The organism is Mycobacterium sp., assembly GCF_035274705.1.
In the GTDB taxonomy this organism is placed as follows: Bacteria; Actinomycetota; Actinomycetes; order Mycobacteriales; family Mycobacteriaceae; genus Mycobacterium.
In genome coordinates, this window is record NZ_DATENY010000026.1 from 1 (window position 1) to 22,652 (window position 22,652).

Consider the following 22,652-nt stretch of genomic DNA (forward strand, 5'->3'; position numbering starts at 1 on the left):
CTTCACTTTCGGCTGTCTCGAAGGAACGAGGCGGCGCCTCGAATGTCCCGTCGAACGCTTGCTCAATTCCCGGCGGCCCCTCGTCCTGGGCTAGCCGAACCAGGCTCGCAAGGTTCGTCATCGGCAGGATGGCGTGGACGAATTCCTGCAAGGTCATTCGTATCGATATGAAGCTCCCCGTAGCGATCGGCTGACATTCCGCAATAGCGAGCTGAGTGCTCAGAAGATCGTCAAGAACCCGCGGCGTGCCGTACTCCTCGTTGGTGTCGAGGATCAAGTCGACGCGGCCGTCCAAGCCGAGCTCGGCCGGCCTCGCATACGCCAGCCAAACGTCAAACCGAACGGGGCAATCGGTAGCCCACGCGGCGGGCACCGCGCCCTCCCCGTAGAAAACCCTTGCGAGTTCATCGCGTTCCATTCGGGCCCCCGCCGGTTTGGGTCGATACGGTTCGCTAGCTTAGTGATCTCGGCGCGGGCGTCAGGCTGATTTGCAGGGCGATCCCGCGATTTGCGACGATCCCAATCCTCACAACGGCGCCGGAACCGCGCATTCAAGCAACTGCTCCAGCGCAACGTCGAAGTCGTCGGCGAGCCGCCACAGATCGGGTACCAGGTCCGGGCAGGAGAGGACCCCTACGTTCAACTTTCCGCTCAGCGACATCACCGTGATGTTCAGACCGCAGCCATGAAACAGCGGGCCGAGTGGATACATGGCCTCGACTTCGCAGCCCAAGAAGTACAGCTTCGCTTGCGGACCAGGCACATTCGAAATGATCAAGTTGTGGACCGGGTTTCCGATGTGCGGCGTGCTGGCGACAAGCCGCAACACCGAGCCGAGCAGCACTCTGCCCGCGAGTTGTGTCCAGTCCTGCAAGAGCGTCGGACTGATCGCCGCGCTGTGATTCTTCGCAGCGGCATCGTCTCGAGCGATCTCGCGTAGTCGCACCCCCGGGTCTCCGATGTTCGTCTCGAGTCGGCAGAACATCCCCGATAGCTGGTTGTGGCCCGGACGGTCGCACTTGTCGTGCACCGACACCGGCACCATCGCCACCAGTGATCTGTCAGGCAGCTCGGCATGATCGAGCAAGAACCACCGCAGCACCGCCGCGCACAGGGCCATCACGACATCGTTGACCGTGACGTTGAAGCGGTTCTTGACCTTCTTGATGTCCTCAAGGTCCATCTGGGCCAGCGCGACGTTACGTGCGATGGTGATTGACGCATTGAACCGTGTGGCCGGGGCCGCGAACGGTGCGGCCATCGTCAAGCCACCCCGCGCACGCCGCAGAGTCTTGACGATCGTCGCGACGGTCGTCGGCACCACATTGACGAACTGCCAGGGGCGCGAGGCGAAGCGCATCAGGCCGCCCGCCGCGATCTCGAGCGGGCCGGCCTTTCCAGGACCTGCCACCGCGTCGGGTGGTGGCGCATCGGGTTCAACGCTGCACAGCTGCGACAGCAGGCTGGCGCCGGTCACCCCATCCACCGCGGCGTGATGGACCTTTGTCATCACCGCCAAGATCCCGCCCTTGTGGGGATTCATCTCGGCGATGCCCTCGATCACCCACATCTCCCACAGCGGCCGGCTGCGATCCAACGGTACCGACGCGATGTGTCCGCAGATCTCGGCCAATTCCCGGCGCCCTCCCGGCAACGGCAGGCTGATGCGATACAGATGACGGTCGATGTCGAAGGCATCGTCGTCGACCCATACGGGATAGTCCAGATTCAGCTGGCTGTCGGCCAGCTTTGCCCGGAACTCGGGTATTCCCGCGATCCTTGTGGCCAATTCGTCGCGGAGCCGATCAAAGGTGTAGCCACCAGGCATCGTCGAGGTGTCCACCTCGAGGATCGAACACACATTGAGGGGCTGGGTGGGACTCTCGCTGTACAGAAAGCTCGCGTCGAGGCCGCTGAGCCGTTCCATGTGCAACCATGCTAGGCGCGTTGACCTCGGGCCAACACCCCCAAATCGGTCGATTTGCAACAAGATCCGTGATCGTGAGAGTGCGCTGATCGAGCTCGCCGCGCGAGTCGATTGGAGTACACGATCACGACGGCGCGCCGGCCGAACGGAACCATCGCCTCGAGTGGGGTACGCACGCGGCTCACCCGCAGAACTCATTAGTTGCGCTCGATACGTATTGCTCAGGTGCGCAGGGAGTTTCGACGATTCCGAATTGCCGCATTCTGACACCCGCCACCCATTGCCATGCCTTGCCTGCGGGGAGGACGATGAAGTGGTCCGGCGGCGCCGTCGAGACGCTGCCCCACATACAACGGAGGCAGATCATGTACGCACGAAGCACCACCATCCAGGCGCAGCCCTCGTCCATTGACGCCGGTATCGCACATATGCGGGATACCGTGATGCCCGCACTCGAGGGCATCGGCGGGTGCGTCGGCTTGTCCTTGTTGGTCGACCGAACGTCCGGCCGCTGCATTGCCACCAGCTCCTGGGAGTCCGAGGAGGCAATGCGCGCGAGTGAGGAGTCCATCCGGCCAATTCGCGACCGTGCCGCCGAGCTTTTCGGTGGTAGCGCGCAGGTCGAGGAATGGGAGATCGCTGCCATGCACCGCGAGCATCGCGCGGGTGAGGGTTCCTGTGTCCGAGCCACCTGGGTCAAGGTCGATCCGGATCGAATGGACGAAGGCATCGATTTCTACAAGACGACCATCCTGCCCGCCCTGGAAGAGCTGGAGGGGTTCTGCAGTGCCAGCCTGCTCGTCGACCGAGCGTCCGGTCGTGGCGCGGCCTCGGCCAACTTCGAAAACGCCGAAGCGATTGAGCGGAACAAGGATCAGTTGGACAGGCTCAGAGCGACTGGCAGCCAGGAAGCCAACGCAGAGGTAGTCGACCAGTCAGACTTCGAGTTGGCAGTCGCACACCTGCGTGTGCCCGAGTTGGTCTGACCGCGGGTAGACGTCCTCAGCGTCCGGCAACGGGCACCTCGATAGCATTCTGCAAGGTGTCGATGAATGCGTCTGGGCTCTTGCTCTGGTCGAACGTGGCCACCGCGTCGTAGATCGCTTGCTGGAACTGCGACGGCATGAGTTCACCGTGGGTGATCGACAGCAGAATCTTGTCGTGCCACAACGACTCCGACGCCTGACGCTGATACGCCGGTAGCGACGACACATCCACGTCGTTGCGCACCGGCACCGATCCCTTCACCTTGTTGAACTCCAGCGAGATCTTCGGATCAGCCACCGTCTCAAGGAATTTGAGGCCATTCACCCCGTCCTTGGCGTCCGCCGACACGACGAATGTGTCCACGATCGCCAGGTACGCGCCGGTGGTTCCTGGATAGGCCACATACCCGAAGTCTTTGCCCTCGGCGACATGGTTGGCCACAAGTTCGCCGTAGACCGAGTCGTTCATCGACAGAAACGCGCATTCTCCCGTCGCCAACTTCTTCGCCGCCTGATCCCACGTGAGTCCGGCGGCATTCGGATCGGCCCGGGACACGATCTGGCCGAACCTCGCCAGTGCCTGCCTGAGCTGAGGTCCCCGCCAGTCGAACGAATCGTCGCCGATCCTCGTCCATCCCTCCGGACCGATCACCCCCAGCAGTGTGTTCTCGAACAGCTCGGTTGCGGTGAACCTGTCCTTGCTGCCCAGGCATAACGCCGTCCGCCCGCTCGCCGCGACCTTGTCCAAGTCGTTGCCGAACGTCTCTGAGGAGTAGCCCGGCCCGGGAGCCGCGACGCCCACGTCACGAAGCACACGTTGGTTGAACCACAACACATTTCCGCGATGCGACCCGGTCGGCACCCCCCACTGCTTGTCCTTGTATGTCGCCGCATCGAGCAACTTCGGCGGCAGCGTGGAAGCCAAATTCGCGCGCTCGTACACCGCCGAAGCCTCCGCGATGCGGCTCGCGTCGACCCACGCGCGAAGCGAACTGCCCAGGAACGTCTGCCACACGTCGGGAGGATCTCCCGCCCGCAGACGGGCGGCCAGCGCGACCTGAACATTGCTTCCGCCGCCGCCCGCGATGGACCCGTCGATCACATCCACTTTCGGATTCTTTGATTTGAACGCGTCCAGCAAGACGTCGAAAGCCGGGTGCTCAGACGGCGACACCCACCACGACACCACCTCGAGCCGGTCGGTGGGTTCGGAGAAGTTCGCCTTCTGCCCTCCGCCGCATGCGGCGAGCACCAATGCCAGCGCGATGACCCAGTAGCGCTTCATGCTCGTTCTCCAACCACGTGGGGGGCGGCTCCGGCGGGCGGGGGTTCGGCTCGCAGGTCGTACACGGCGTAACAGGTGACCACGACGAAACACACCGCGGGGACGATGAACGAGGTCGCCGGACTGGTCGCGTCGAGCAGCTTGCCTTGAATCAAAGGCATGATCGCCCCGCCGACAATGGCCATCACCAGTCCGGCGGCACCGAATTTCGTTGCGGGACCGAGCCCTTTGAGGGCCACACCGTAGATCGTCGGGAACATCAGCGACAGGCAGAAGGACAATGCGACGACCGCGGCCACGCCCGCCACGTTCGGCGACAACATGGCGAAGATGCACAGCACCACCGCGAGTGCGCCGAGAGCGGTCAACACTTTCGTCGCGCGGATCCGCCCGATCACCCACGTCATGATGAACCGCGAGATCAGGAACACGATCAGGCTGACCTGCAGCAGATAGCCTCCTAGCCGGAGGGATCCGTTCAGCGCCTGCTGCGAGTACTGGATCAGAAACGTCCACGTGCAGACTTGGGCTGCCACGTTGAAGAACTGCGCGACGACGCCGAAGACGTATCGCTTGTTCGACAGCAGAATCCGCACGGGAGACTTCCCCTCGAGGTCTGCATCCGGATACTCCTCCACGATCGGCGGCGATTTCTTCATGGCGATCACCAGCGCGATGGCGATCAAGACGAACCCGAGGCCCAGATACGGACCCATCACCGCCCCGAGTTCACCGGCGCGGATCGTATGCATCTCGGCTGGGGTCAGATTCGCCATGTTCACCGGCTCGTCCAGCTTGGGCAAGATCAACGTCGCGGCCAGAAGCACCCCGATGTTGGTGCCGACCGGGTTGAAGGCCTGCGCGAAGTTCAGTCGCCGGGTCGCGGTCTCCTCGGGACCCAGCGACAGGACGTAGGGGTTGGCGGACGTCTCGAGTATCGAGCAGCCGGCCGCGATCGCGAACAACGCGACCAGGAATGCCTCGTAGGTCATGATCTTGCTGGCCGGATAGAAGGCGATGGCGCCCGCCGCGGCGAGGAAGAGGCCTGAGAGCAGCCCCGCCTTGTAGCCGAACCGCTCGTTGATCAACGCGGCGGGAATCGCCAGCAGGAAGTACGCACCGAAGTAGGCCAACTGAACCAGCGACGCCTGGAAGGTGTTCATGTCGAAGATGCGCTTGAAGCCGGCCACCATCGGGGTGGTGAGGTCGGCGGCGACGCCCCATGCGGTGAAACAGCAGATGAGCACGCCGAACAGCACCCACATCTTCGGATATACAAGGCCTTGTTTCGACGACGACGCTGGTGCTTCGGCAGGTTGATCGGCGTGTTCGGTGGTCGTCATGCTCGGTGCCTCTCGCCATGCGAAGCGATAGGGCGCGACCCCTACCTGTGATCTACATCACGCTCTTCCGGTGTTCCCGAAACTGGGCGTCCTTACGCGGGCGAAAGCAATCTCGCCTCAGTCAGCCCGACGCGCATCGGCGACTTGCGATCTCCCGCAATTCGCCGCTGAATCGGATTGAATGCCGTGGTGACCGACATCCGCCGCTTCCGAACCATCGCGGCTGAACCGCGGGCGATCTGGGATGTGCTCGCCGACTTCGGCGCGATCAGTTCATGGGCCGACATCGTCGACCACTCCTGCCTGCTGATCCCCGCCGTCGACGGCGTCGCGGTCGGCACCGCCCGCCGCGTCCAGCTCGGACGGAACACACTCGTCGAGCGCATCACCGAATTCGACCCGCCCCGCGCACTCGCCTACGACGTCGACGGCCTCCCCGGCCTGCTGGGCCGCATCACCAGCCGCTGGACCGTCACCCCGTCCACCGGCGGCACCACCGTCACCCTCACCAGCACCGTCGACATCGGCTCGAACCCACTGCAGCGGCTCGCCGAACGGATCGTCGCCCGCGGCACCGCCAAACAGCTCGATGCGCTGCTCGCCGGACTCACCCGCCGATTGGAGAGCACCCATGCCTGACCGCCCCGACATCGTCATCCTCATGACCGACGAGGAACGCGCGATCCCGCCCTACGAGTCCGCCGACGTTCTCGCCTGGCGCGACCGAACCCTCAAGGGCCGCAAGTGGTTCGACGACCACGGCGTCAGCTTCGGCCGCCACTACACCGGCTCGCTGGCCTGCGTGCCAAGTCGCCCAACGATTTTCACCGGGCACTACCCCGACCTGCACGGCGTCACCCAGACCGACGGCATCGGCAAGACCTACGGCGATTCACGCATGCGCTGGCTCCGCCAGGGCGAGGTCCCGACACTCGGCAACTGGTTCCGCGCCGCCGGATACGACACCCACTACGACGGCAAGTGGCACATCTCCCACGCCGACCTCACCGAACCCGCGACCGGACAGATCCTGGCCACCAACGACGACGATGGCGTGGTCGACCCCGCGGCGGTGCAACGCTACGTCGACGAGGATCCCTTGGGCCCGTTTGGCTTTTCGGGTTGGGTCGGCCCCGAACCGCACGGCGCCCTGCTGGCCAATGCCGGGTTTCGCCGAGACCCGCTGATCGCCGACCGCGTCGTCGCATGGCTCACCGATCGATACACCCGCCGCCGCGCCGGCGACGCCGCCGCGCTGCGTCCGTTCCTGTTGGTCGCCAGCTTCGTCAACCCGCACGACATCGTGCTGTTCCCGACGTGGGTGCGCCGCAGCCCGGTGAAGCCGTCGCCGCCGCTGGATCCGCCGCCGGTGCCGCCCGCGCCCACCGCCGACGAGGACCTGTCGACCAAACCCGCCGCACAGATCGCGTTCCGCGAGGCCTACTACTCCGGCTACGGCCCGGCGCCGGCGATCAACCGGACCTACGAGCGCAACGCGCAGCGCTACCGCGACCTCTACTACCGCCTGCACGCCGAGGTGGATACGCCGATCGATCGCGTCCGGCGCGCTGTCACCGAGGGCGGGTCCGACAACGCGGTGCTGGTGCGTACGGCCGACCACGGCGATCTGCTCGGCGCCCACGGCGGACTTCATCAGAAGTGGTTCAACCTCTACGACGAAGCCACCCGGGTGCCGTTCGTGATCGCGCGGATCGGCGAGGGCGCCACGTCACGACGCATCGTCACCGCGCCGACGTCACACGTCGATCTGGTCCCGACGCTTCTCGGGGCCGCCGGCGTCGACGTCGCCTCGGCCGCTGCCACCCTAGCCGAGTCGTTCACCGAAGTGCACGACCTGCCGGGCCGCAACCTCATGCCAGTCGTCGACGGCGAGCAGGCGGACGACACCCGTGCTGTCTACCTCATGACCCGCGACAACATGCTCGAGGGCGACAGCGGCGCCTCGGGTCTGGCGCGCCGGTTGAAGCGGACGGTGAATCCGCCTGCGCCGCTGCGTATCCGGATTCCCGCGCATGTCGGGTCGAATTTCGAGGGGCTGGTCGTCCGGGTCTCAGAGGCAGAGGGCGGCGCGGGTCATCTGTGGAAGTTGGTGCGCACGTTCGACGATCCGGCGACCTGGACTGAGCCCGGTGTCCGTCACCTCGCGGCGAACGGCCTTGGCGGCGAGGCGTATCGCACGAGCCCGCTCGACGACCAGTGGGAGCTCTACGACCTGACGGACGACCCCATCGAATCCGACAACCGGTGGACCGACCCCGACTTGCACGACCTGCGCGCGCACCTGCGGATGCAGCTCAAGCAGGCGCGCGCCACGTCCGTGCCGGAGCGCAATCAGCCGTGGCCGTATGCGGTTCGTCGACCTCCGACGGCGTCACACGGCCAGATACGTTCTGCTGCCGCGCGTTTAGTTCGTCAACTGTTCGACTGATCGGCGATATGGTCGCTCGCTTGTCGCTGCGCAGTCGCTGATACGCGGACAGTTTGGACATTGGGTTCCATCGATCCTGTCTTGACCATGAACCGGCCAGATCCTGCGAATCGACGACGGTGGAGCAGGCCGCACCCCTATGTCGCCTCAACATCATGTCGCCTCAAGAGCGAGGCGCCCCGTCCGATGGTGTCAGCGTGGCCGTCAGGCCGGTGAGCAGCAGATCGAGGCCGCGGTCGAGCTCGGCGGCGCCGTCGTAATTGGCCAGCGCCGACGCCAATGCGCGCACCTGAGGGAACTCGGTCACCGTCAGCCGATGAAGGCCAAGGCGCAAGACATCGTCGGTCTCCTCGGGTCGCTCGATGAGTTCCTGCAACTCGGTGAGGATGTGGCCATGCAGGTAGCCGAAGAGCACCCGGTAGATGTGCAACGCGTCCGTCCCGCTGAAGCCGGCCGAGGTGAGCAGCGTGAGTACGTCCTCCAGCGGCCGCAGCATCCCCGGGGGCCGCTGCCCCAATGGCGTGGCAAGTGGTCGAGTCACCAACAGTGGCACCACATTTGGATGCGAGGTCGCGAGACGACGGAAGTCATGGGCGACGGCGCGCAGCTGATTCGTCCAGTCCGGATCTGCAGTGTCCACCCGTAATTGTGCGAGCACGATCTCGGCCACACCGTCGAGCAGTGCCGCCTTGTTCGGCACGTGCCGATAGATCACTGTGGGATCCCGACCCACCTCGTCGCTGAGGCGGCGCATGGACAAGCCGTCGATGCCGTCGCGGTCGACGATCTTCAGTGCGGATTGCAGGATCACCGACCTGGTGACTTGGCCGTCGCGTGGGGCGGCGACCGCGGCGGACAGATCAGTCCGGGCGGCGCGTGCACCGGGCGCGGTCCGATGTTTCGCCATACGGCGGCACTCTCCTTCGGCTCATACCAGATTCGGCCCAACGGATGTTAACGCCGTGTGCCAACATTGTTGACACAATCGTGAATCAGGCGTGTACTGGAGGTCTACCAGCAGATGAGAGGCATCGAATGCTCGTCATCGTGGGATTGATTGTCTTGCTCACCGCTGCGATCGTCTCGATCGTGGGCGTAGTGAGCAACGCTGGGGCGGCCCACCCGCTGACCGATTTTTCCGTGTTCGGATATCACCTCACGGGGTCGACCGGCACGTTGTTCCTCTTAGGGATCGCGGTCGGCGCGGTGGTGTCGCTCGGCGTCGGTCTATTGCTGACGGGCGCGCGACACACCGCGAGTCGCGCGGCCGACGCCCGTCGCGCGGTCGCCCGCCGTCGCCGCGAAATGGCGTTCATCAACCGGGACCGCGACACCCGACTCGAACACCAAGAACGCGCCGACAGCGCGGGCCACACGCGCCGCACGATGAAGACACATGCCGAAACAGAAGTCCAGTACCGGGTTGCCGGTTAGCCGGTCGCAAGACCCTCACTCAAGCTCGACCAATCTAAAGGGCCTACATGGCAGCCCACCGCCAACACTGTCCGTCCGGCACTGGCTAATCTGCAGCGCCAGCTCGCGGGCGTCTGACCGCTCTCCGTAACTGACCACTGGCCCGCAAAGCGCTTCGCAGCCCAATTATCGGGCCACCCGATCGGATGGCCGGCGTAGCACCGGGACCGAACTTTCGCTCCGAGGCGGTTTCAGGCGCGTCGTCGCTTGTGGCCCTGAGGAATCCGTCGGGAAGCGCCAGTTTATGGATGGTTCGCAGCGTCAAAAGATATTGGTGCGCAAGCGAACCGCTGGTGTAAGGGAGATCGTACTTGTCGCAGAGTTCCCGCACCCGCACCGCGATCTGCGCGTAGCGGTTACTCGGCAAGTCGGGGAACAAGTGGTGCTCGATCTGGTAACACAAGTTTCCGCTCGAGAACGCCAGCAGCCGGCCAGCTTTGAAGTTTGCGGCGCCCAGCATCTGTCGCAGGTACCACTCTGCACGGGTTTCCTGTTCGAGTACATCGGCGGTGAATTTCTCTGCGCCGTCGGGGAAGTGGCCGCAGAAGATCACCACGTACGCCCAGAGGTTTCGCAGTAGGTTGGCCGACGCATTCGCAGCCAGGGTTCTGCGCCAGCGAGATCGGCTCAGCGCCGGGAAGAGCACATAGTCCTTGACCGCTTGGCGGACAACCTTCCCGACCAGCGCCACCCTGGCCTGTGCCACCTTGACCGGCTCTGCTTCCAGCCGGTCGCGCTCCGAATGGACACCGTGAAGGGCAATTCCCCACTCGAAGATGCTCGCCAACAACAGGTTTCGAAGCGGCTGTAGTAGGTGAGCAGGTCGCCACGGTTCGTCGCGGGTCACCCGCATGATGCCGAAGCCGAGGTCGTCGTCAACGCCGACCACATTGCTGAACACGTGGTGGCGGTAGTTGTGCGAATACCTCCACTGCGACGAGACCGCGACCATGTCCCACTCCCACGTGCTCGAGTGAATCTCCGGGTCGTTCATCCAATCCCATTGACCGTGGCTGACGTTGTGGCCGATTTCCATGTTCTCGACACTTTTCGCGAATGCCAGCGACGCGGTCCCCAAGAGCCAGCCGGTCCGTGACCGGCTGGCGCAGATGAGCAGGCGCGCGACGACGTCGAGCGTTCTCTGGAACGTGATGGTCCGCCGGATGTAAGCCGCGTCGTTCTCACCGAGCGACTCCTCGACGTCGCAGCGGATGGCGTCCAGTTCTTCCCCGAGGGCCGCGATGTCCGCATCGCTCAGATGCGCGTACGCAGCGATGTCAGCAATTGCCAATGATCGTCCTGTTGGTCCGTCCGGATACTGAGGGTGGGCTCGTATGAGAACCCGCGGATTGCGGACCACCAGCCGAGATCGAGAGAGACGACGGCAGCGCGTCGGCGTCCCACCAGTGTACGTGCCGGCGAAGCCGCAAACCAACGGGCGCCAATGCCGCTGTCAACCGGGTAGCGTCGGGGAATCGGGACCAACCAGGCCCCACGATCAAAGGGCCAACGATGTCTGACAAGTCTCCTCGCCAAACAATGACCAAGAAGTCCGGAAAATCCCTGAAGGAGAAGCGCGCCGCCAAGCACGCCAAGCAAGCGGCCAAGGTTACGTCCACCGAGGCGTTGCTTCATGACAAGAAGCGCTGAGGCACAGCAGCTTTCGCTAGGGGTTCTGGCTCGTTCGCGCAAGCCGAACGAGCGCAGATTGCCGATTCACCCGGCGCATTTCGTCAGGATCGACCAGCAGCTCCGGCAGCGGATCGTCCTCGAGCACGGTTACGGCGCGGAGTTCGGGGCCACGGATGACGCGCTGGCCGGACTCGTCGGTGGCATCAGGAGTCGGCAGCAGCTCATCGCCGACTGCGACATCATCTTGTTGCCCAAAGTTCAGGCGGAGGATTTGTCCGAACTCAATGTGGGACAGATCGTCTGGGGTTGGCCGCATTGTGTCCAGGACGCCGCGCTGACGCAGATCGCCATTGACCGGCGGCTGACGTTGATCGCCTTCGAGGCGATGAACCACTGGCAGGCCGACGGCGGCTTCGGGCTGCACGTCTTCCACAAGAACAACGAGCTGGCCGGGTACTGCTCCGTACTACATGCCATGCAACTGGCGGGGATCACCGGCAGCTACGGTCGGCGTCTGCGCGCTTCGGTCATCGGATTCGGCGCCACCGCCCGCGGCGCAGTCACCGCGTTGAACGCCCATGGGGTTGACGATGTGCGCGTGCTGACCAACCGCGAGGTGGCCGCCGTCGGTTCGCCGATTCACTCCACCCAGATTGTCCAGATGGGTCACGACAAGGAGGCGCCCGACCGGACGTGGGCGGATACTCCGGACGACGGTGTGATACCGGTGGCACGATTTCTTGCCGGCGACGACATCGTCGTCAACTGCGTACTGCAGGATCCCGCCGCGCCCCTGATCTTCTTGACCGAGAACGACCTTCCGTCCTTCACGCCAGGAAGCCTGATCGTCGACGTCTCCTGCGACGTGGGCATGGGATTCAGCTGGGCGCAGCCGACTTCGTTCACCCAGCCGGTCATCGAGTTGGCGAACGGCGTGCACTACTACGCCGTCGACCACAGCCCGTCGTACCTGTGGAACTCGGCAACCTGGGAGATCAGCGAGGCATTGTTGCCTCACATCGAAACGCTTCTTGCCGGGCCGGCGGCGTGGAATTCGACCCCAACGATCTCTCGAGCCATCGAGATCCGCGACGGTGTCGTTCTCAATCCGAGCATCCTGGCGTTTCAGCACCGCGAGGACGCCTACCCGCATCGTGTCCGTACTGACCGCCACAAGTACGCGCAATAACTGCGGGTCAGCGACCGCCTTCCGAGTCCCATCTCGACTCGGCCGCGTCTGTTTCCCGGCGTCCGATCCTGCCCCGGCGACGTGCACGCGGTACGTCGGAAACCGTCAGCGTGGATTTTTCCTGTGACGATTCGCCCATCTCGGCATGGTTGCCGATAACACGCGCCTCGGTGATATGCGTCATGTCTGCCTCTCGGGCAGCGCGGACCCGCCCGGGTGTCGAATCGTGTTACCCCTGAGCCTGCGGTTGTTCATGGGTTCGCGCGCCGACTTCTGGTGCTCAAGCTGCCGGATGAGTTCGCGTTTCGCGTCGCCTAGCGCGCGGGTGATATCCGAGTTCACAGCGACCGCTACCAGCGGCGGGAGGCCGGGCAGCCTCGTGCGCAACGTGATGCGCTGTTCATTGCCGCCGCGGTCCTGCAGAGAGACATCGATATCCACATCTTGCGGATCCCACCTCCCCAGATGCGGTCCAAGCGTCGACAACGCTTCCAATACGTGGGGACGCTCCTTCGCCACGAAACCCGCGCCTACGCGGATCACGTTGTCACGAAAGATGATTCGTTGTGCGTCGTCAGACTTGTTCATCGTGGTCTCGATTCGGGCGCCGCGATGCGCCGCATTGATGTTCTGAGCGTAGCGCCGTTGATCAGCCCCAGAAACGGCTCTTCTTGGACCGCCTTTGGTCACCCTCTACGTCGGTCCACTCACCGGACGCATAGCTGTGGTGCTTTTCGGCGCCACCGCGAATGACGTCGAGCGTCCCGTCGCCGTTCTTTACGTACGCGTCTCCGAACCGCATGTATTCGTCGGTGCCACCGTCGGACAACGTCACGGTAACTGTCATAGTGAAACCTCCAGGTGCACCGGCGAAATGCCGGGCAAAAATGAATAAAACAGACGTGCGAACCGGTGGTTCAGCGCATCTTCTCGGGGATTGAGTTCAGCGCATGCAGGACGTGCACGGCCAAGTCGCTTGCCGCCTTGTCTCCAAGCTTTGAGTGGGCCTTGATGGTGTCGGCCACCAGTTCCAGACGTTGGATATAGGGAGTACGCAAAATTGCTGGCGAAGTCATCGAATTTCCTTTTCAGCCGGGCATGTTCGCTCGTAATCGAGCTGCCCGATGCCTATGACGTTACGCCCTTTCCCGTCGGTTGGGTTAGTTACTGACCGTCGTATCCATAACCCGGCGCTCAGCCGATCGACACGAGGTGGTCGATCGAGTCCTTGGGAAGCTCGCCGTCGACGATCGCCGTCACCTCCAGCTTGGTGAGCGTGATCGCGCCCCTGTGGTTGTCGAGAAAGGCGACGTCTGCGGCATCGCGCCCAGTGGCGATGCGCACCAGCGTTTGCCGAGGCGCCAGCAACGTGCCGTCAACCACCCGCCATTGCCCGTCGACGAACGCCTCTGCCACCGCATGGAAGTCCATCGGAGACAGCCCCGGCGCGTACACCGAGACGACGCGGGCCGGCACGTTCACGGCCCGCAACAGCGCCACCACCAGGTGCGCAAAGTCGCGGCACACACCCGCGCCGGCAAGGAGGGTGTCGACCGCGCCATCGATCGGGTCGCTGGAGCCTGGCACGTAGTTCAGCCGCGTGCCCACCCACGAGGACACCTTCTCCAACAACGTCGCCGAATCGACGTACTGGCCGAACTCCGTTGCAGCGAAACCGAAAAACTTGTCAGCCTCTGCGTAGCGGCTCGGGCGCAGATACATCGACAGGTCATATTCGGTCACCGGCGCCGGGTCCGTCCGTCCGACGATCGTGGCGCTGTACTCGACCCTTAGATTGCCGACCGGAACGTCCAGTTTGTGAATGCGGTTGCCATGCGTACCGCTGATCTCCATGGGTTGCACGCCCGCGCCGTCCAAGTCGAAGGACAGTGACTCGTACACTTCGGTATTGGGATGCGGTGCGACCGCGATCTGGAATTCCAAGGTCGTCGGCGCAGTGATCTCAACCTCGAGTGAAGCGCCAACCTCTCGTCTCATCTGCGTCTCCTGTTGACCGACGGTCACGCCTCGAGCTGTGCCAACAACTCCCCCAGCGGCACCGTCGCGACACCGATTGCGGCGTCGCCGATGCCGTACGGCAGAACCAGTATCCCCCCATGCGCCAGCCCACCGCACGAGTAGACGACATTGGGGACGTAGCCGTCCTGCTCGTCGGCAGCCGGGCTCAGCAGGGGCTCGCGAAGCTGACCGAGAATCCGTGTCGGATCGTCGAGATCGAGCAGTATCGCCCCGATGCGGTACGTGCGCATCGGACCGACGCCGTGGGTGAGCACCAGCCACCCGGCCTCAGTCTCGATGGGCGGCCCGCAGTTGCCGAGTTGCAACGCCTCCCACGCTCGAGCCGGGCTCTGGCAGGGAACCGAGTCGGTCCACTCGAACGGATGATCCGAATACACAATCGAATTCGACTCGCGATCCGATCTGGACATAGCCGCGAAGCGTCCGCGAATCCGCCGCGGGAATAGCGCCAGGCCCTTGTTGGCCGCCGCACCGCCCACCATCGGTGTGGACGTGAACGCACGGAAATCGTGCGTCTGCAACAGCTGCTGGCTGATGTGAGATCCGCTGTAGGCGGTGTAGCTCGCATAGAACGTGATGGCTCCGTCGTCGTCGACGAACCGGACGAACCGCGCGTCCTCCATGCCGGCATCCTCGGCGCTCATCGCCGGCCACAAAACGCGTGCGGAAAGCGGGATGTCATCGGCGAATTCGACGCCATACGTCCTTTCCGCAATGGTCCGAATCAGCGAAATCGTCTCGGCCGCGTGGCCACGCGTCCTTCGGTGGGTCTGAAGCTTGTCGAGTTGTTCATCGAGGTCGGCTCGGGTGAACTGGTCGCCGAGTGCATTCAGGACATAGTCGGCGGCCTCGCCGGCGCCATGCAGCCTGCCGAGCTCACTACGCAACACCGCGCCGTCCAGCAGGGTCGGCACGACAGCTCCGACGATGGCGTACGGAGCCGGATCATCGATCGTGACGCCACCTGTCTTGTCGATGACACCGGTCCGGAACCCGATGGACGAACGGTGCCCCTCCCCGATGCCGCGCACGCTCATCACGAATCGCAGGCTGCCCGCTGCAGTTCCTGTCTGGTCCGGGTGCGCCACCATGCTGGGGTTGCACAACGCCGCACCCTCAATCGCGTACTCGCTGGTGAATACCGCACCCAGCAACAACATTCGCGTCTCGGAAAGATCAGTCGCGGGGTCGAGGCGGTCGGCGACTTCACGGGCGTGCCGGCGGAATGTGTCGGCCAGATCGCGGTGACGACCGTCGAAGCGGGTGACGACATCATCCAGCGATGCGCGCACCTCGCTCTCGTCAAGGGCCAGGATCCGAGCCAGTACCGCACCCGCGCGTGAGTCCTGATGCTCGAAACCCTCCTGGCCGGGGACGAACAACCGGGTGATGACCCTCGACGGGTTGGCCGCAAGCCGCTGCGGGCTACGAGTAACGAGTTGCGCCCGCACCGAAGTCATTGAGGCACAGTCGATAAACGGTGCGCGTGCTGCAGCGTCGAGATCGCCGCAAGGGTCGACTCCGCGCCCTGGTTACTGTTCACCCCGTCGGCATGCAGCCCGTCGTATCCGCCACCCGTGTCTGGATCCCACATCGGAACTCCCGCATCGTTGTCGCCCATGAACCAGGCGGCTGCGGCCTCCATACCCGCACGCCAGATCGGGTTGACGTCGACGGCGGCGGCACGCGCGCACGCATCGGCGAGCGAGGACACCTCGATGGGCTGCTGATCGAATCCGGGCCGGGCGTCCGTGGGGCCTCGGCCCGCAACAGGAGTGGGCGACAGGTGGCCGTCTGCCGTTTCGAATTCGACCAGCCACGCCAACAGATCCAGGCCACGCTGACACAGCGCCGCGTCGGCCAGAGCGTCACCGGCAGCGATCATCGCTTCCGGCAGAACGGCGTTCGCGTAAGTGAGTCGCGGCTCGGGCCACGGCCACGTCGGGTCGTCGTTCGGCGTTGGCACCGACGCGGCATAGTCGGTGAGCAGTGCGCGAGCCGCGTGGTGTTCCGCGTCGACGGCGAGGAGTTCGGCAGCGCCCAGTGCCGCAAAAGCCATCGCCCGCGGCCATGTTGAGCGCTCCTGGGCGGCGCGGTCGAACTGCATGAGGGCCGACTGGCGGGCCCACGCGACATCACTATGCGCGGCCGCGGTCCCCAGACCCCAGATGCACCGCCCCCAGGCGTCCTCCAGGGCCGGCTCGTCGACCCAGCGGCCCGTGCTGTCCATCCGATTGCGGCAGGCGCCGGTGAGGGCCTGCGCATCGTCCAAGAACCGCAACGCACCTCCGGCGAGACCGTTCAATGTTCGGTCGGGGCCATGATTACGGGTGGCGACAACAAGCACGCGCGCCACGTCGTCGGTGCAATAGCCGTGCTCGGGCAGCGGTTCGGCGAGCCGAGCGTGCTCCAATGTCCCGCGGCGGTCCGTCAGCCGCAGCAGATGGTCGAATACCGGGGCCGGCATCGTCGTGGTCATACCAGTGCCCGCCGCTGGGTCAGGACCCGATGCGCGAGCTTCAGATAGGCATTCGCGACGACCGGCCAGGCCATTTCGGGTGCTAGCCGGCGGGCCTCGGCCGCCATCGCACCGGCCACGCACGGCTGCCTCAGTACCCGGCGCAATGCAGATGCCAGCGCATCCGGATCATCATGCGGGACAACGATTCCTGCCCCACTGCCGAGCAGCTCGACGGCGTGCGGGAAGGCGGTGGCCACGACGGGCCGCCCGCTCGCGATGGCGTCGACCAGCACACCGGAGGTGACCTGATCGGTCGAGTCGTAAGGGAGAACGACGACTGCCGCGGACTGGACGAGGTCGGTCAGCATCGCAACGTTGCGGTAGCCGGCATCGAAGTAAACGGAATCCGCTACGCCGTTGCGCCGTGCCTGTTCGATCCGGGCGTCGCGGTACGCCTCGCCGTCGGCGGCCAGAACTTTCGGGTGCGTTTGGCCCGCAACCAAGTAGCGCGGCCGCCCGGGGAGTTCGCTTAGTGACCCCATCGCCTCGATCACCCGCTCGATGCCCTTGCCCGGGCCCAGCAGGCCCCAGGTCAACACGGTGGGTCTACCGCGCCGCACGCTGGAGGCGCTCGTCGGGATGGTCGCGCCGTGCGGGATGGTGGCGACTTTGCTGCGGTCGATGTCGAAGCCACGGCATAGCCGTTGGCTGGCCGCCTCGGACATCACGATCACCCGGTCGGCACGGGCGGCGATCGCCTCGAGGACCGAACGTTGGTGTGGCGTAGGGTTTTTGAGGATGGTGTGGGCAATGACGATCGACGGGACACGCAGGCTGTCCATAATGTCGACGACTTCGTCTCCGTCGGCGCCGCCGTAGATGCCGTACTCATGCTGGATGACCGCAATGTCACTCCGGTTCAGCAACTCGGCGCACGCCGCTACCGATGCCGGTGAGCCATTGATCAGCTCGCCGATGACATGGCTGCTCGACGACGGCGAGCCGTCGGACACTCGCACGACGCTGACATCGGCATCATTGGTGGCCAACCCACGGGCCAGCGCGGCGCTGAACGTCGCCAGCCCGCACGGTGTCGGTGGATACGTACTCAGAATGCCGAAGCTAGGAGTGTTAGAGAATCCTTGAGCCACAACAGGAAACGACGAAGATAGAATTGTAGAAAGGGTGGTCAAGGTGATCCCAACTGGAGGTTGTCACCTGCGTGTCCGGCGTGAGCGGTTGCTCGGTGCGGTCAGCGGCAGCACGGCTGACTCATCCCGGACTAGCTGGGTTTTCAACTTGTTCTGACGATACACCCCTGGCCTGGCCTGACCGGAGGTCTAGATTGTTCGACCTGGGGTAACGAAACCGTTTGCGGCCCTAGCCGTTGGACGAGCCGACCGCAAGCAGATCGTCGACCGTCGACGCATTGTCTGGCGTTGCCGCGGCCATCATCGTCTCGTGTGCCTGGCCCGGATCGGTGTGCGGAGGTACGACCAGCAGAAGAATTCTCTCGCGGCCGACACCGAGCACCCCGAGGGTGTTGGCCGGCTGTCGCTGATATCCATCGAGTCGAACCGAGCGTCCACCCGTCTGAAGTCGCCGCGGCATCTTTGCCCACTCGGCGAGGTTGTACATCACGCGGTCAATGGCACCAAGGCGTACTGACAGCACAGCCAGCAGATCGGGCAGCTCGGCGGAGAGATCCTCACTGCGCGGCCACCACGCACCGTCTACCTGACCGGTTGCCCGAGCCTTGGGCTTCAAACGCAGTCGCGGCGTCTTGTCGGGTCCCGTGTGCGGCCGGGCAGAGGCGGCGCTGCTTTCTTGTCGTGTCATGGCGAGATCCCGCCTTGGCCGGGAGTCGGCCAAATACATTCGAATCGGCGACGGCACGATCTCAGATGGTTGTGCTCGACGAACCGCCGATGAGGTTGATCATACGCGCAGCTCAGCCAGCGTGGACACGCGCGTCGGTATTTCAATAAACGACGTTGCGCGTCAATGCCTCTTGATGTGCAGCACGCCGTCCACAGTCGATGATGCGCCGTCTGCTTTGGCGCGCTTGACCGCGCGTTTCTCCTTCAGCGACTTGCCCGATTTCTTGGTCATCGCTTGTCGGGGAGATTTGTCAGCCATCGTGGGCCCCTCGGTAGTTGGGGGCCTGGACGGTCCCGATGCCTTGACGGTACGCCTTGAAACGCATTGTGGGCTGGTGGGAAACAACCCACCAGCCCACATGAGGTAGACCTCGCTAGACGGCAGTCACTCCGACTGCCTGGGGGCCCTTGGCCCCCTGCTCGACATTGAACTCAACCCGCTGATTCTCAGCGAGCGACCGGTAACCGTTCCCCTGGATTGCGCTGTAGTGGACGAACACGTCCTCCGCGCCACCGTCAGGAGCGATAAAACCGAAGCCTTTGTCTTCGTTAAACCATTTCACAGTTCCCTGTGCCATACTCTTCAACTTCTCTCATTCTTGAATGGATGCCGAAAGGCAGCCCAGATAAGGGTATCACGGGCAGCGCATAACCCCTCTTTCGCTAGGGCGGGTCCTCGACTTCGGTTGCGACAGAGAACGTTTCGCTTGCCGTGACCTTTGTCAACCTGCCGGGTGTACTCTCGAGGGTGGACCGTTTCGCAGTCAACAAGATCAACGTGCGATCCGATTTACATGCCGATCCCCCGCATTCGCGCGCCGGGTCAGCCTCGAAGTTGAAGGAACCGGCCATGGATCACACAGGCTCAAAAACCAAACTCCTTGCGATTGAAGCAGTTTCGGCCATCGTGGCTGTCATGACGGCGCGATCATGAGAAGCGATCTTGACGAGCGGCGGTTGTCCAGCCCGGTCCGCTTCACCTTGGCGTCCGAACTGGGCGTCGGCATCGACGGCGCATGGTGGCCGCACACGGCCTCGATAGCGCGCGAGCTTCCCGAACTGATCGATGCCGTCCGACCGCGCTTGGGTCGAGTCGTCGATATCGGCCTCAACTGGTCACCGTTGGAGGGTGTGCCAGACCTCGACTTGCTCAACCGTCGGGGTGTTGCGGCCACGCCCGGTCGCGAAACCCGTCAACTTCGCGTCATGACAGTCACGGGCAGTCACGCACGGGCGGATCTACTGGTCGTGCCATGCCGTACAAGTCCTGCCCTGGCTGTCATGGTGCTGCGTCAAGCAGCGGATCTTCCCATCCTGCACGCACACCAGCAGATGCCGGCATTCGAGGCCGCCTGCGCGATCCTGCGTGCCGCGCGCGAGCAAGTTGCGCCGCACGCAACAACCGCGGATAGCTCAACCTGAGCTCTGGCGGCCTGAGCCGGCTCAGTTGGGCTTCGGTAGCGACTTTGCGCCGTCGACGGCGTCCAAGTCATGAGTGCGACTGTTCCACAATGCACTCTCGTCTTGAGCCGCGCGTAAGACACTGTCGGCGGTCTTGAACACCTCGGTGTCTCGTTCTGCATCCGAGAAGGGCCTGGCCGCGGCGCAACGCATCACCATGACGCCGAGCGCTTGCGGCGTCATGTGCGGTACGACAAGAAGTTTCGCGCACGCTTGACGGCCGGTAACCACCATCAGACGATGACATCTGCGCTGTACGCCGGCTTGCCAGCGAGCCCCGGTAACGATCGAGCTGAGGTCCACAGCCCCCTCGGTGACAGACCAGTTGACGCAGATATCGACGATCTCGCCCAGTGGCCGGTGCAAAGCCGCGATCAGGTCCGGCAATTCCTTCGCCACCGAGCCGGTGTGCGGCCACCACGCGCCATCGATATCGGCCCCTACGTGCTGTGCGAGGGCGAGCCTGACGGGTCGAGCCAGGCGCCGCGTCCCCGTCAAGCCATTCACGAATGTGGCCGCGAAGTCGCGCTGGAATCGCGTTCGGGTGCGTCGGAGAAGGCGGGCGATTGCACAGGTTCCGAATCGCCGTCGGTCCTCGAGACGTCCTCGGGCTTGTAGGGATGTGAGAACAGGTCAGACGACTTCATGGACGTCCTTAACTGGGTTCAGGTTCGGCCCGTTGGTTGGCTTATTGGGCGAAGGGCGATCGATTCGTGAGCTTCTCGTCTACACGCAAAGGTCCACGGTCGCACTGCTAACACGAACGGCTTACTACTCAATCTACACCCGAGCGTCAGAAACGCGGGGTCGCCTGCTCACGCGGTTGATGACAGCGCATGTCGAAGCTACCCGTCTCGACCCCTGCACGCCGACGGGAGCGTCCGTCGGAAGTCTTGGATTTTCGCCAAGACACGTGGTACCGCAGAGAGCCGCGCTACGCCCTTTCCGGCTCGCGCACCGCCCGCGCCGACGTCGCATTCCCAAGAATATAGATACCTACTGCCACCAGCAACGACAGAGCCGCAATGCCCGCGACGAGGTAAAACCAAGTCCCATAAGCAATTTCGGCGCCGCCAATAGATACAGCGCCCGAGTCGTTGGAGATCAACGGCGTCCACGACCCGCTCAGCGTGGCGATCACCGCCACCAACGCCGACAGACCACCGATCGCCGCGCACGTGTAGAACACCGCAGGCCGCGCCAGCCGCGTCTCCTCATACCGCGGCAGGAACCGCCTGATGATGATCACCACATCGACGAACAACACGACCATCGAGATGCACCAGATCACCGTGACCGCGGCCTGAAGCACGTCATACACCTTCGTCTGAATATCGATCGGCTTCCCGCCCCCGACGCCCAGCGACGGGAACACGATGAACGCAACCAACGCAAACAGCGCCGCAACCACCGTCTGTAGCCAGACCGCATTGCTCGGCACCTTGTGCTTGTTCACCTTCGCCATCGCCACCGGAAGCTTCTGATCCAGTCCCGATACGAAAACCAGCCGCGCGAACGAGAAGTTGTAGACCACCGTGATGAAGAAGAAGAACGCCGCGAACAAGATCGCAACCACCTTGCCCAGCCATGGAGCCAACGCCGAACCAACAGCGGAAGCGAGCGCCGTCACCTGCGCCGACTGCCCCTCAGCCGCCGGCACCGTCACCATCACCGCCCACGTCGCCAGCACATACGCCGCCATCACCGCCAGCGACCCCCACACCAGATAGCGCGTGATCGAACGCTCGTCCTTGATCTCGACGCCCATGTTCAGCGGCACCTCGACTCCCAATAGAGCGAGCACCACCACGCCGAAGAAACTCCAGTTGCTCAAGTTGATCCCGGTATCCGACGACGGCGCCCACGCCGACCAATCTGTCGGGTTCGTCTCCGGCGCCAGCCCGCCGGCCAGTTGGACGATGCCCGCCAGCACCACCAGGCCGATCGCCACCCCGTACAGCACGCACACAACGTTGACGATGTTCTGCGTCAACCGGAATCGCAGATTCGCCAGTACCGCCGACGCGACGATGAACCCGATGATCACCACGCCCTGCACCTGCACGCTGGCCGCGCCGATCGTCGACGGAAACACATAGCCCAGGTAGCTCAACACCACTGTGCCCGTCGCGACCATGACGAGCACACCCGGCCACCACGCGCAGAAGCCCGCGAAGAAACCCCAGAACGACCCGAACGCCTTCTGCGTCCACAGATAGATCGAGCCCTCACCCGGGAACATGCGGCCCAGCTGACCGGTGACAATCGCACCCGGAATCAGGAACGCCAGGAACCCGATGATCCACCACCCGAACGCCGCGGGCCCCGCGCTCTGGATGACCGCGGCGTTGGTGATGAACAGCACCACCGACACGAAAATCGCGACCATGTCGAACGTATTGAGAACGCGGGGCAGCATTCCTCCCGCGATGCGCTCCGAGATGAACTGTTCCGGCTGATCGGGTCGTGTGGTCGCCATGTCACCCGTCCTCTCCAGAGGCCAGTTCGAGGGTAAGCCGTCAGCCA

The 22,652-nt window shown here is 64.0% G+C and carries 25 protein-coding genes; 7 read left to right on the forward strand and 18 right to left on the reverse strand.

Going from position 1 to position 22,652, the window contains the following annotated elements; translation table 11 throughout:
• Window positions 1-418 (reverse strand): hypothetical protein (locus VJV41_RS06515; protein WP_325332315.1); only part of this gene is annotated, 418 nt, incomplete at its 3' end.
• Window positions 419-526: 108 nt separating this feature from the next.
• Window positions 527-2,125, reverse strand: a complete 1,599-nt coding sequence (locus VJV41_RS06520) for a WS/DGAT/MGAT family O-acyltransferase (RefSeq protein ID WP_414684896.1) — start codon at window positions 2,123-2,125, stop codon at window positions 527-529.
• A 167-nt stretch (window positions 2,126-2,292) separates the two neighbouring features.
• On the opposite strand from VJV41_RS06520, the gene VJV41_RS06525 reads away from it, so the two are divergent.
• Complete coding sequence (locus tag VJV41_RS06525) at window positions 2,293-2,913, forward strand: hypothetical protein (protein WP_325332319.1); 621 nt, start codon at window positions 2,293-2,295, stop codon at window positions 2,911-2,913.
• A 16-nt stretch (window positions 2,914-2,929) separates the two neighbouring features.
• Here VJV41_RS06525 and VJV41_RS06530 read toward each other — a convergent pair whose 3' ends face one another.
• Together VJV41_RS06530 and fucP are read right to left on the reverse strand one after the other, a co-directional pair.
• Window positions 2,930-4,198 (reverse strand): ABC transporter substrate-binding protein, encoded by a 1,269-nt coding sequence (locus VJV41_RS06530; protein ID WP_325332321.1) that lies wholly within the window; start codon window positions 4,196-4,198, stop codon window positions 2,930-2,932.
• Window positions 4,195-5,541: an L-fucose:H+ symporter permease gene (fucP, locus tag VJV41_RS06535; RefSeq protein WP_325332323.1), complete on the reverse strand. Its 1,347-nt coding sequence runs from the start codon at window positions 5,539-5,541 to the stop codon at window positions 4,195-4,197. The genes VJV41_RS06530 and fucP overlap by 4 nt, the downstream gene beginning before the upstream one ends.
• Window positions 5,542-5,712: 171 nt before the next feature.
• On the opposite strand from fucP, the gene VJV41_RS06540 reads away from it, so the two are divergent.
• Together VJV41_RS06540 and VJV41_RS06545 are read left to right on the forward strand one after the other, a co-directional pair.
• Window positions 5,713-6,180 (forward strand): SRPBCC family protein, encoded by a 468-nt coding sequence (locus VJV41_RS06540; RefSeq protein WP_325332449.1) that lies wholly within the window; start codon window positions 5,713-5,715, stop codon window positions 6,178-6,180.
• The gene (locus VJV41_RS06545; protein ID WP_325332325.1) at window positions 6,173-7,990 is read left to right on the forward strand and encodes a sulfatase-like hydrolase/transferase; all 1,818 of its coding nucleotides are present in this window, start codon (window positions 6,173-6,175) and stop codon (window positions 7,988-7,990) included. Before VJV41_RS06540 ends, VJV41_RS06545 begins: the two co-directional genes overlap by 8 nt.
• Window positions 7,991-8,153: 163 nt before the next feature.
• On the opposite strand, the gene VJV41_RS06550 is transcribed toward VJV41_RS06545, so the two are convergent.
• On the reverse strand, window positions 8,154-8,897 hold the full coding sequence (locus VJV41_RS06550) for a TetR/AcrR family transcriptional regulator C-terminal domain-containing protein (RefSeq protein ID WP_325332327.1): 744 nt from the start codon (window positions 8,895-8,897) through the stop codon (window positions 8,154-8,156).
• A gap of 140 nt (window positions 8,898-9,037) precedes the next feature.
• On the opposite strand from VJV41_RS06550, the gene VJV41_RS06555 reads away from it, so the two are divergent.
• Window positions 9,038-9,424 carry a hypothetical protein gene (locus VJV41_RS06555; protein ID WP_325332329.1) on the forward strand — a complete coding sequence of 129 codons (387 nt, stop codon included), beginning with the start codon at window positions 9,038-9,040 and terminating at the stop codon, window positions 9,422-9,424.
• Between the two features lie 85 nt (window positions 9,425-9,509).
• Here the strand turns inward: VJV41_RS06555 and VJV41_RS06560 are convergent, their stop codons facing one another.
• Window positions 9,510-10,754 (reverse strand): acyl-CoA desaturase, encoded by a 1,245-nt coding sequence (locus VJV41_RS06560; RefSeq protein WP_325332331.1) that lies wholly within the window; start codon window positions 10,752-10,754, stop codon window positions 9,510-9,512.
• A 221-nt stretch (window positions 10,755-10,975) separates the two neighbouring features.
• Here VJV41_RS06560 and VJV41_RS06565 point away from each other — a divergent pair, with 221 nt between their 5' ends.
• Both VJV41_RS06565 and VJV41_RS06570 read left to right on the forward strand, forming a co-directional pair.
• Entirely contained in the window at window positions 10,976-11,113 is a 138-nt protein-coding gene (locus VJV41_RS06565) for a hypothetical protein (protein WP_325332333.1), read from the forward strand.
• Window positions 11,097-12,284, forward strand: coding sequence for a N(5)-(carboxyethyl)ornithine synthase (locus VJV41_RS06570; protein WP_325332335.1), 1,188 nt, complete (start codon window positions 11,097-11,099; stop codon window positions 12,282-12,284). The genes VJV41_RS06565 and VJV41_RS06570 overlap by 17 nt, the downstream gene beginning before the upstream one ends.
• A 180-nt stretch (window positions 12,285-12,464) precedes the next feature.
• On the opposite strand, the gene VJV41_RS06575 is transcribed toward VJV41_RS06570, so the two are convergent.
• The 10 genes from VJV41_RS06575 to VJV41_RS06620 form a co-directional block, all read right to left on the reverse strand.
• Window positions 12,465-12,872 (reverse strand): hypothetical protein, encoded by a 408-nt coding sequence (locus tag VJV41_RS06575; RefSeq protein ID WP_325332337.1) that lies wholly within the window; start codon window positions 12,870-12,872, stop codon window positions 12,465-12,467.
• A gap of 61 nt (window positions 12,873-12,933) precedes the next feature.
• Complete coding sequence (locus VJV41_RS06580; protein WP_325332339.1) at window positions 12,934-13,131, reverse strand: hypothetical protein; 198 nt, start codon at window positions 13,129-13,131, stop codon at window positions 12,934-12,936.
• A gap of 70 nt (window positions 13,132-13,201) precedes the next feature.
• Window positions 13,202-13,360, reverse strand: coding sequence for a DUF6307 family protein (locus tag VJV41_RS06585; protein ID WP_325332341.1), 159 nt, complete (start codon window positions 13,358-13,360; stop codon window positions 13,202-13,204).
• 118 nt (window positions 13,361-13,478) lie between these two features.
• Window positions 13,479-14,282 carry a transglutaminase family protein gene (locus tag VJV41_RS06590; RefSeq protein WP_325332343.1) on the reverse strand — a complete coding sequence of 268 codons (804 nt, stop codon included), beginning with the start codon at window positions 14,280-14,282 and terminating at the stop codon, window positions 13,479-13,481.
• 23 nt (window positions 14,283-14,305) lie between these two features.
• Window positions 14,306-15,784 (reverse strand): glycoside hydrolase family 130 protein, encoded by a 1,479-nt coding sequence (locus tag VJV41_RS06595; protein ID WP_325332345.1) that lies wholly within the window; start codon window positions 15,782-15,784, stop codon window positions 14,306-14,308.
• Entirely contained in the window at window positions 15,781-16,803 is a 1,023-nt protein-coding gene (locus tag VJV41_RS06600) for a glycosyltransferase (protein WP_325332347.1), read from the reverse strand. The genes VJV41_RS06595 and VJV41_RS06600 overlap by 4 nt, the downstream gene beginning before the upstream one ends.
• Window positions 16,800-17,936, reverse strand: a complete 1,137-nt coding sequence (locus VJV41_RS06605) for a glycosyltransferase (protein ID WP_325332349.1) — start codon at window positions 17,934-17,936, stop codon at window positions 16,800-16,802. The genes VJV41_RS06600 and VJV41_RS06605 overlap by 4 nt, the downstream gene beginning before the upstream one ends.
• Window positions 17,937-18,165: 229 nt before the next feature.
• A complete protein-coding gene (locus VJV41_RS06610; RefSeq protein ID WP_325332351.1) occupies window positions 18,166-18,624 on the reverse strand; it encodes a DUF5994 family protein in 459 nt (152 codons plus the stop codon).
• Window positions 18,625-18,786: 162 nt separating this feature from the next.
• Window positions 18,787-18,924 carry a hypothetical protein gene (locus VJV41_RS06615; protein WP_325332353.1) on the reverse strand — a complete coding sequence of 46 codons (138 nt, stop codon included), beginning with the start codon at window positions 18,922-18,924 and terminating at the stop codon, window positions 18,787-18,789.
• A 115-nt stretch (window positions 18,925-19,039) separates the two neighbouring features.
• Window positions 19,040-19,243 carry a cold-shock protein gene (locus VJV41_RS06620; RefSeq protein WP_325332355.1) on the reverse strand — a complete coding sequence of 68 codons (204 nt, stop codon included), beginning with the start codon at window positions 19,241-19,243 and terminating at the stop codon, window positions 19,040-19,042.
• 352 nt (window positions 19,244-19,595) lie between these two features.
• On the opposite strand from VJV41_RS06620, the gene VJV41_RS06625 reads away from it, so the two are divergent.
• Window positions 19,596-20,087, forward strand: coding sequence for a DUF5994 family protein (locus VJV41_RS06625; protein ID WP_325332357.1), 492 nt, complete (start codon window positions 19,596-19,598; stop codon window positions 20,085-20,087).
• A gap of 21 nt (window positions 20,088-20,108) precedes the next feature.
• Here VJV41_RS06625 and VJV41_RS06630 read toward each other — a convergent pair whose 3' ends face one another.
• Both VJV41_RS06630 and VJV41_RS06635 read right to left on the reverse strand, forming a co-directional pair.
• The gene (locus tag VJV41_RS06630) at window positions 20,109-20,633 is read right to left on the reverse strand and encodes a DUF5994 family protein (protein ID WP_325332359.1); all 525 of its coding nucleotides are present in this window, start codon (window positions 20,631-20,633) and stop codon (window positions 20,109-20,111) included.
• A 427-nt stretch (window positions 20,634-21,060) separates the two neighbouring features.
• Window positions 21,061-22,605, reverse strand: coding sequence for an APC family permease (locus tag VJV41_RS06635; protein WP_325332360.1), 1,545 nt, complete (start codon window positions 22,603-22,605; stop codon window positions 21,061-21,063).
• Window positions 22,606-22,652 lie beyond the last annotated feature (47 nt).

Excerpts from the sequence above, each read along its gene's own strand:
- VJV41_RS06520 (WP_414684896.1), bottom strand. The coding sequence starts at position 2,125 with ATGAGTTCTGCGGGTGAGCCGCGTGCGTACCCCACTCGAGGCGATGGT.
- VJV41_RS06525 (WP_325332319.1), top strand. The coding sequence starts at position 2,293 with ATGTACGCACGAAGCACCACCATCCAGGCGCAGCCCTCGTCCATTGAC.
- VJV41_RS06530 (WP_325332321.1), bottom strand. The coding sequence starts at position 4,198 with ATGAAGCGCTACTGGGTCATCGCGCTGGCATTGGTGCTCGCCGCATGC.
- fucP (WP_325332323.1), bottom strand. The coding sequence starts at position 5,541 with ATGACGACCACCGAACACGCCGATCAACCTGCCGAAGCACCAGCGTCG.
- VJV41_RS06545 (WP_325332325.1), top strand. The coding sequence starts at position 6,173 with ATGCCTGACCGCCCCGACATCGTCATCCTCATGACCGACGAGGAACGC.
- VJV41_RS06550 (WP_325332327.1), bottom strand. The coding sequence starts at position 8,897 with ATGGCGAAACATCGGACCGCGCCCGGTGCACGCGCCGCCCGGACTGAT.
- VJV41_RS06565 (WP_325332333.1), top strand. The coding sequence starts at position 10,976 with ATGTCTGACAAGTCTCCTCGCCAAACAATGACCAAGAAGTCCGGAAAA.
- VJV41_RS06570 (WP_325332335.1), top strand. The coding sequence starts at position 11,097 with ATGACAAGAAGCGCTGAGGCACAGCAGCTTTCGCTAGGGGTTCTGGCT.
- VJV41_RS06575 (WP_325332337.1), bottom strand. The coding sequence starts at position 12,872 with ATGAACAAGTCTGACGACGCACAACGAATCATCTTTCGTGACAACGTG.
- VJV41_RS06580 (WP_325332339.1), bottom strand. The coding sequence starts at position 13,131 with ATGACAGTTACCGTGACGTTGTCCGACGGTGGCACCGACGAATACATG.
- VJV41_RS06585 (WP_325332341.1), bottom strand. The coding sequence starts at position 13,360 with ATGACTTCGCCAGCAATTTTGCGTACTCCCTATATCCAACGTCTGGAA.
- VJV41_RS06590 (WP_325332343.1), bottom strand. The coding sequence starts at position 14,282 with ATGAGACGAGAGGTTGGCGCTTCACTCGAGGTTGAGATCACTGCGCCG.
- VJV41_RS06595 (WP_325332345.1), bottom strand. The coding sequence starts at position 15,784 with ATGACTTCGGTGCGGGCGCAACTCGTTACTCGTAGCCCGCAGCGGCTT.
- VJV41_RS06600 (WP_325332347.1), bottom strand. The coding sequence starts at position 16,803 with ATGACCACGACGATGCCGGCCCCGGTATTCGACCATCTGCTGCGGCTG.
- VJV41_RS06610 (WP_325332351.1), bottom strand. The coding sequence starts at position 18,624 with ATGACACGACAAGAAAGCAGCGCCGCCTCTGCCCGGCCGCACACGGGA.
- VJV41_RS06615 (WP_325332353.1), bottom strand. The coding sequence starts at position 18,924 with ATGGCTGACAAATCTCCCCGACAAGCGATGACCAAGAAATCGGGCAAG.
- VJV41_RS06620 (WP_325332355.1), bottom strand. The coding sequence starts at position 19,243 with ATGGCACAGGGAACTGTGAAATGGTTTAACGAAGACAAAGGCTTCGGT.
- VJV41_RS06625 (WP_325332357.1), top strand. The coding sequence starts at position 19,596 with ATGAGAAGCGATCTTGACGAGCGGCGGTTGTCCAGCCCGGTCCGCTTC.
- VJV41_RS06635 (WP_325332360.1), bottom strand. The coding sequence starts at position 22,605 with ATGGCGACCACACGACCCGATCAGCCGGAACAGTTCATCTCGGAGCGC.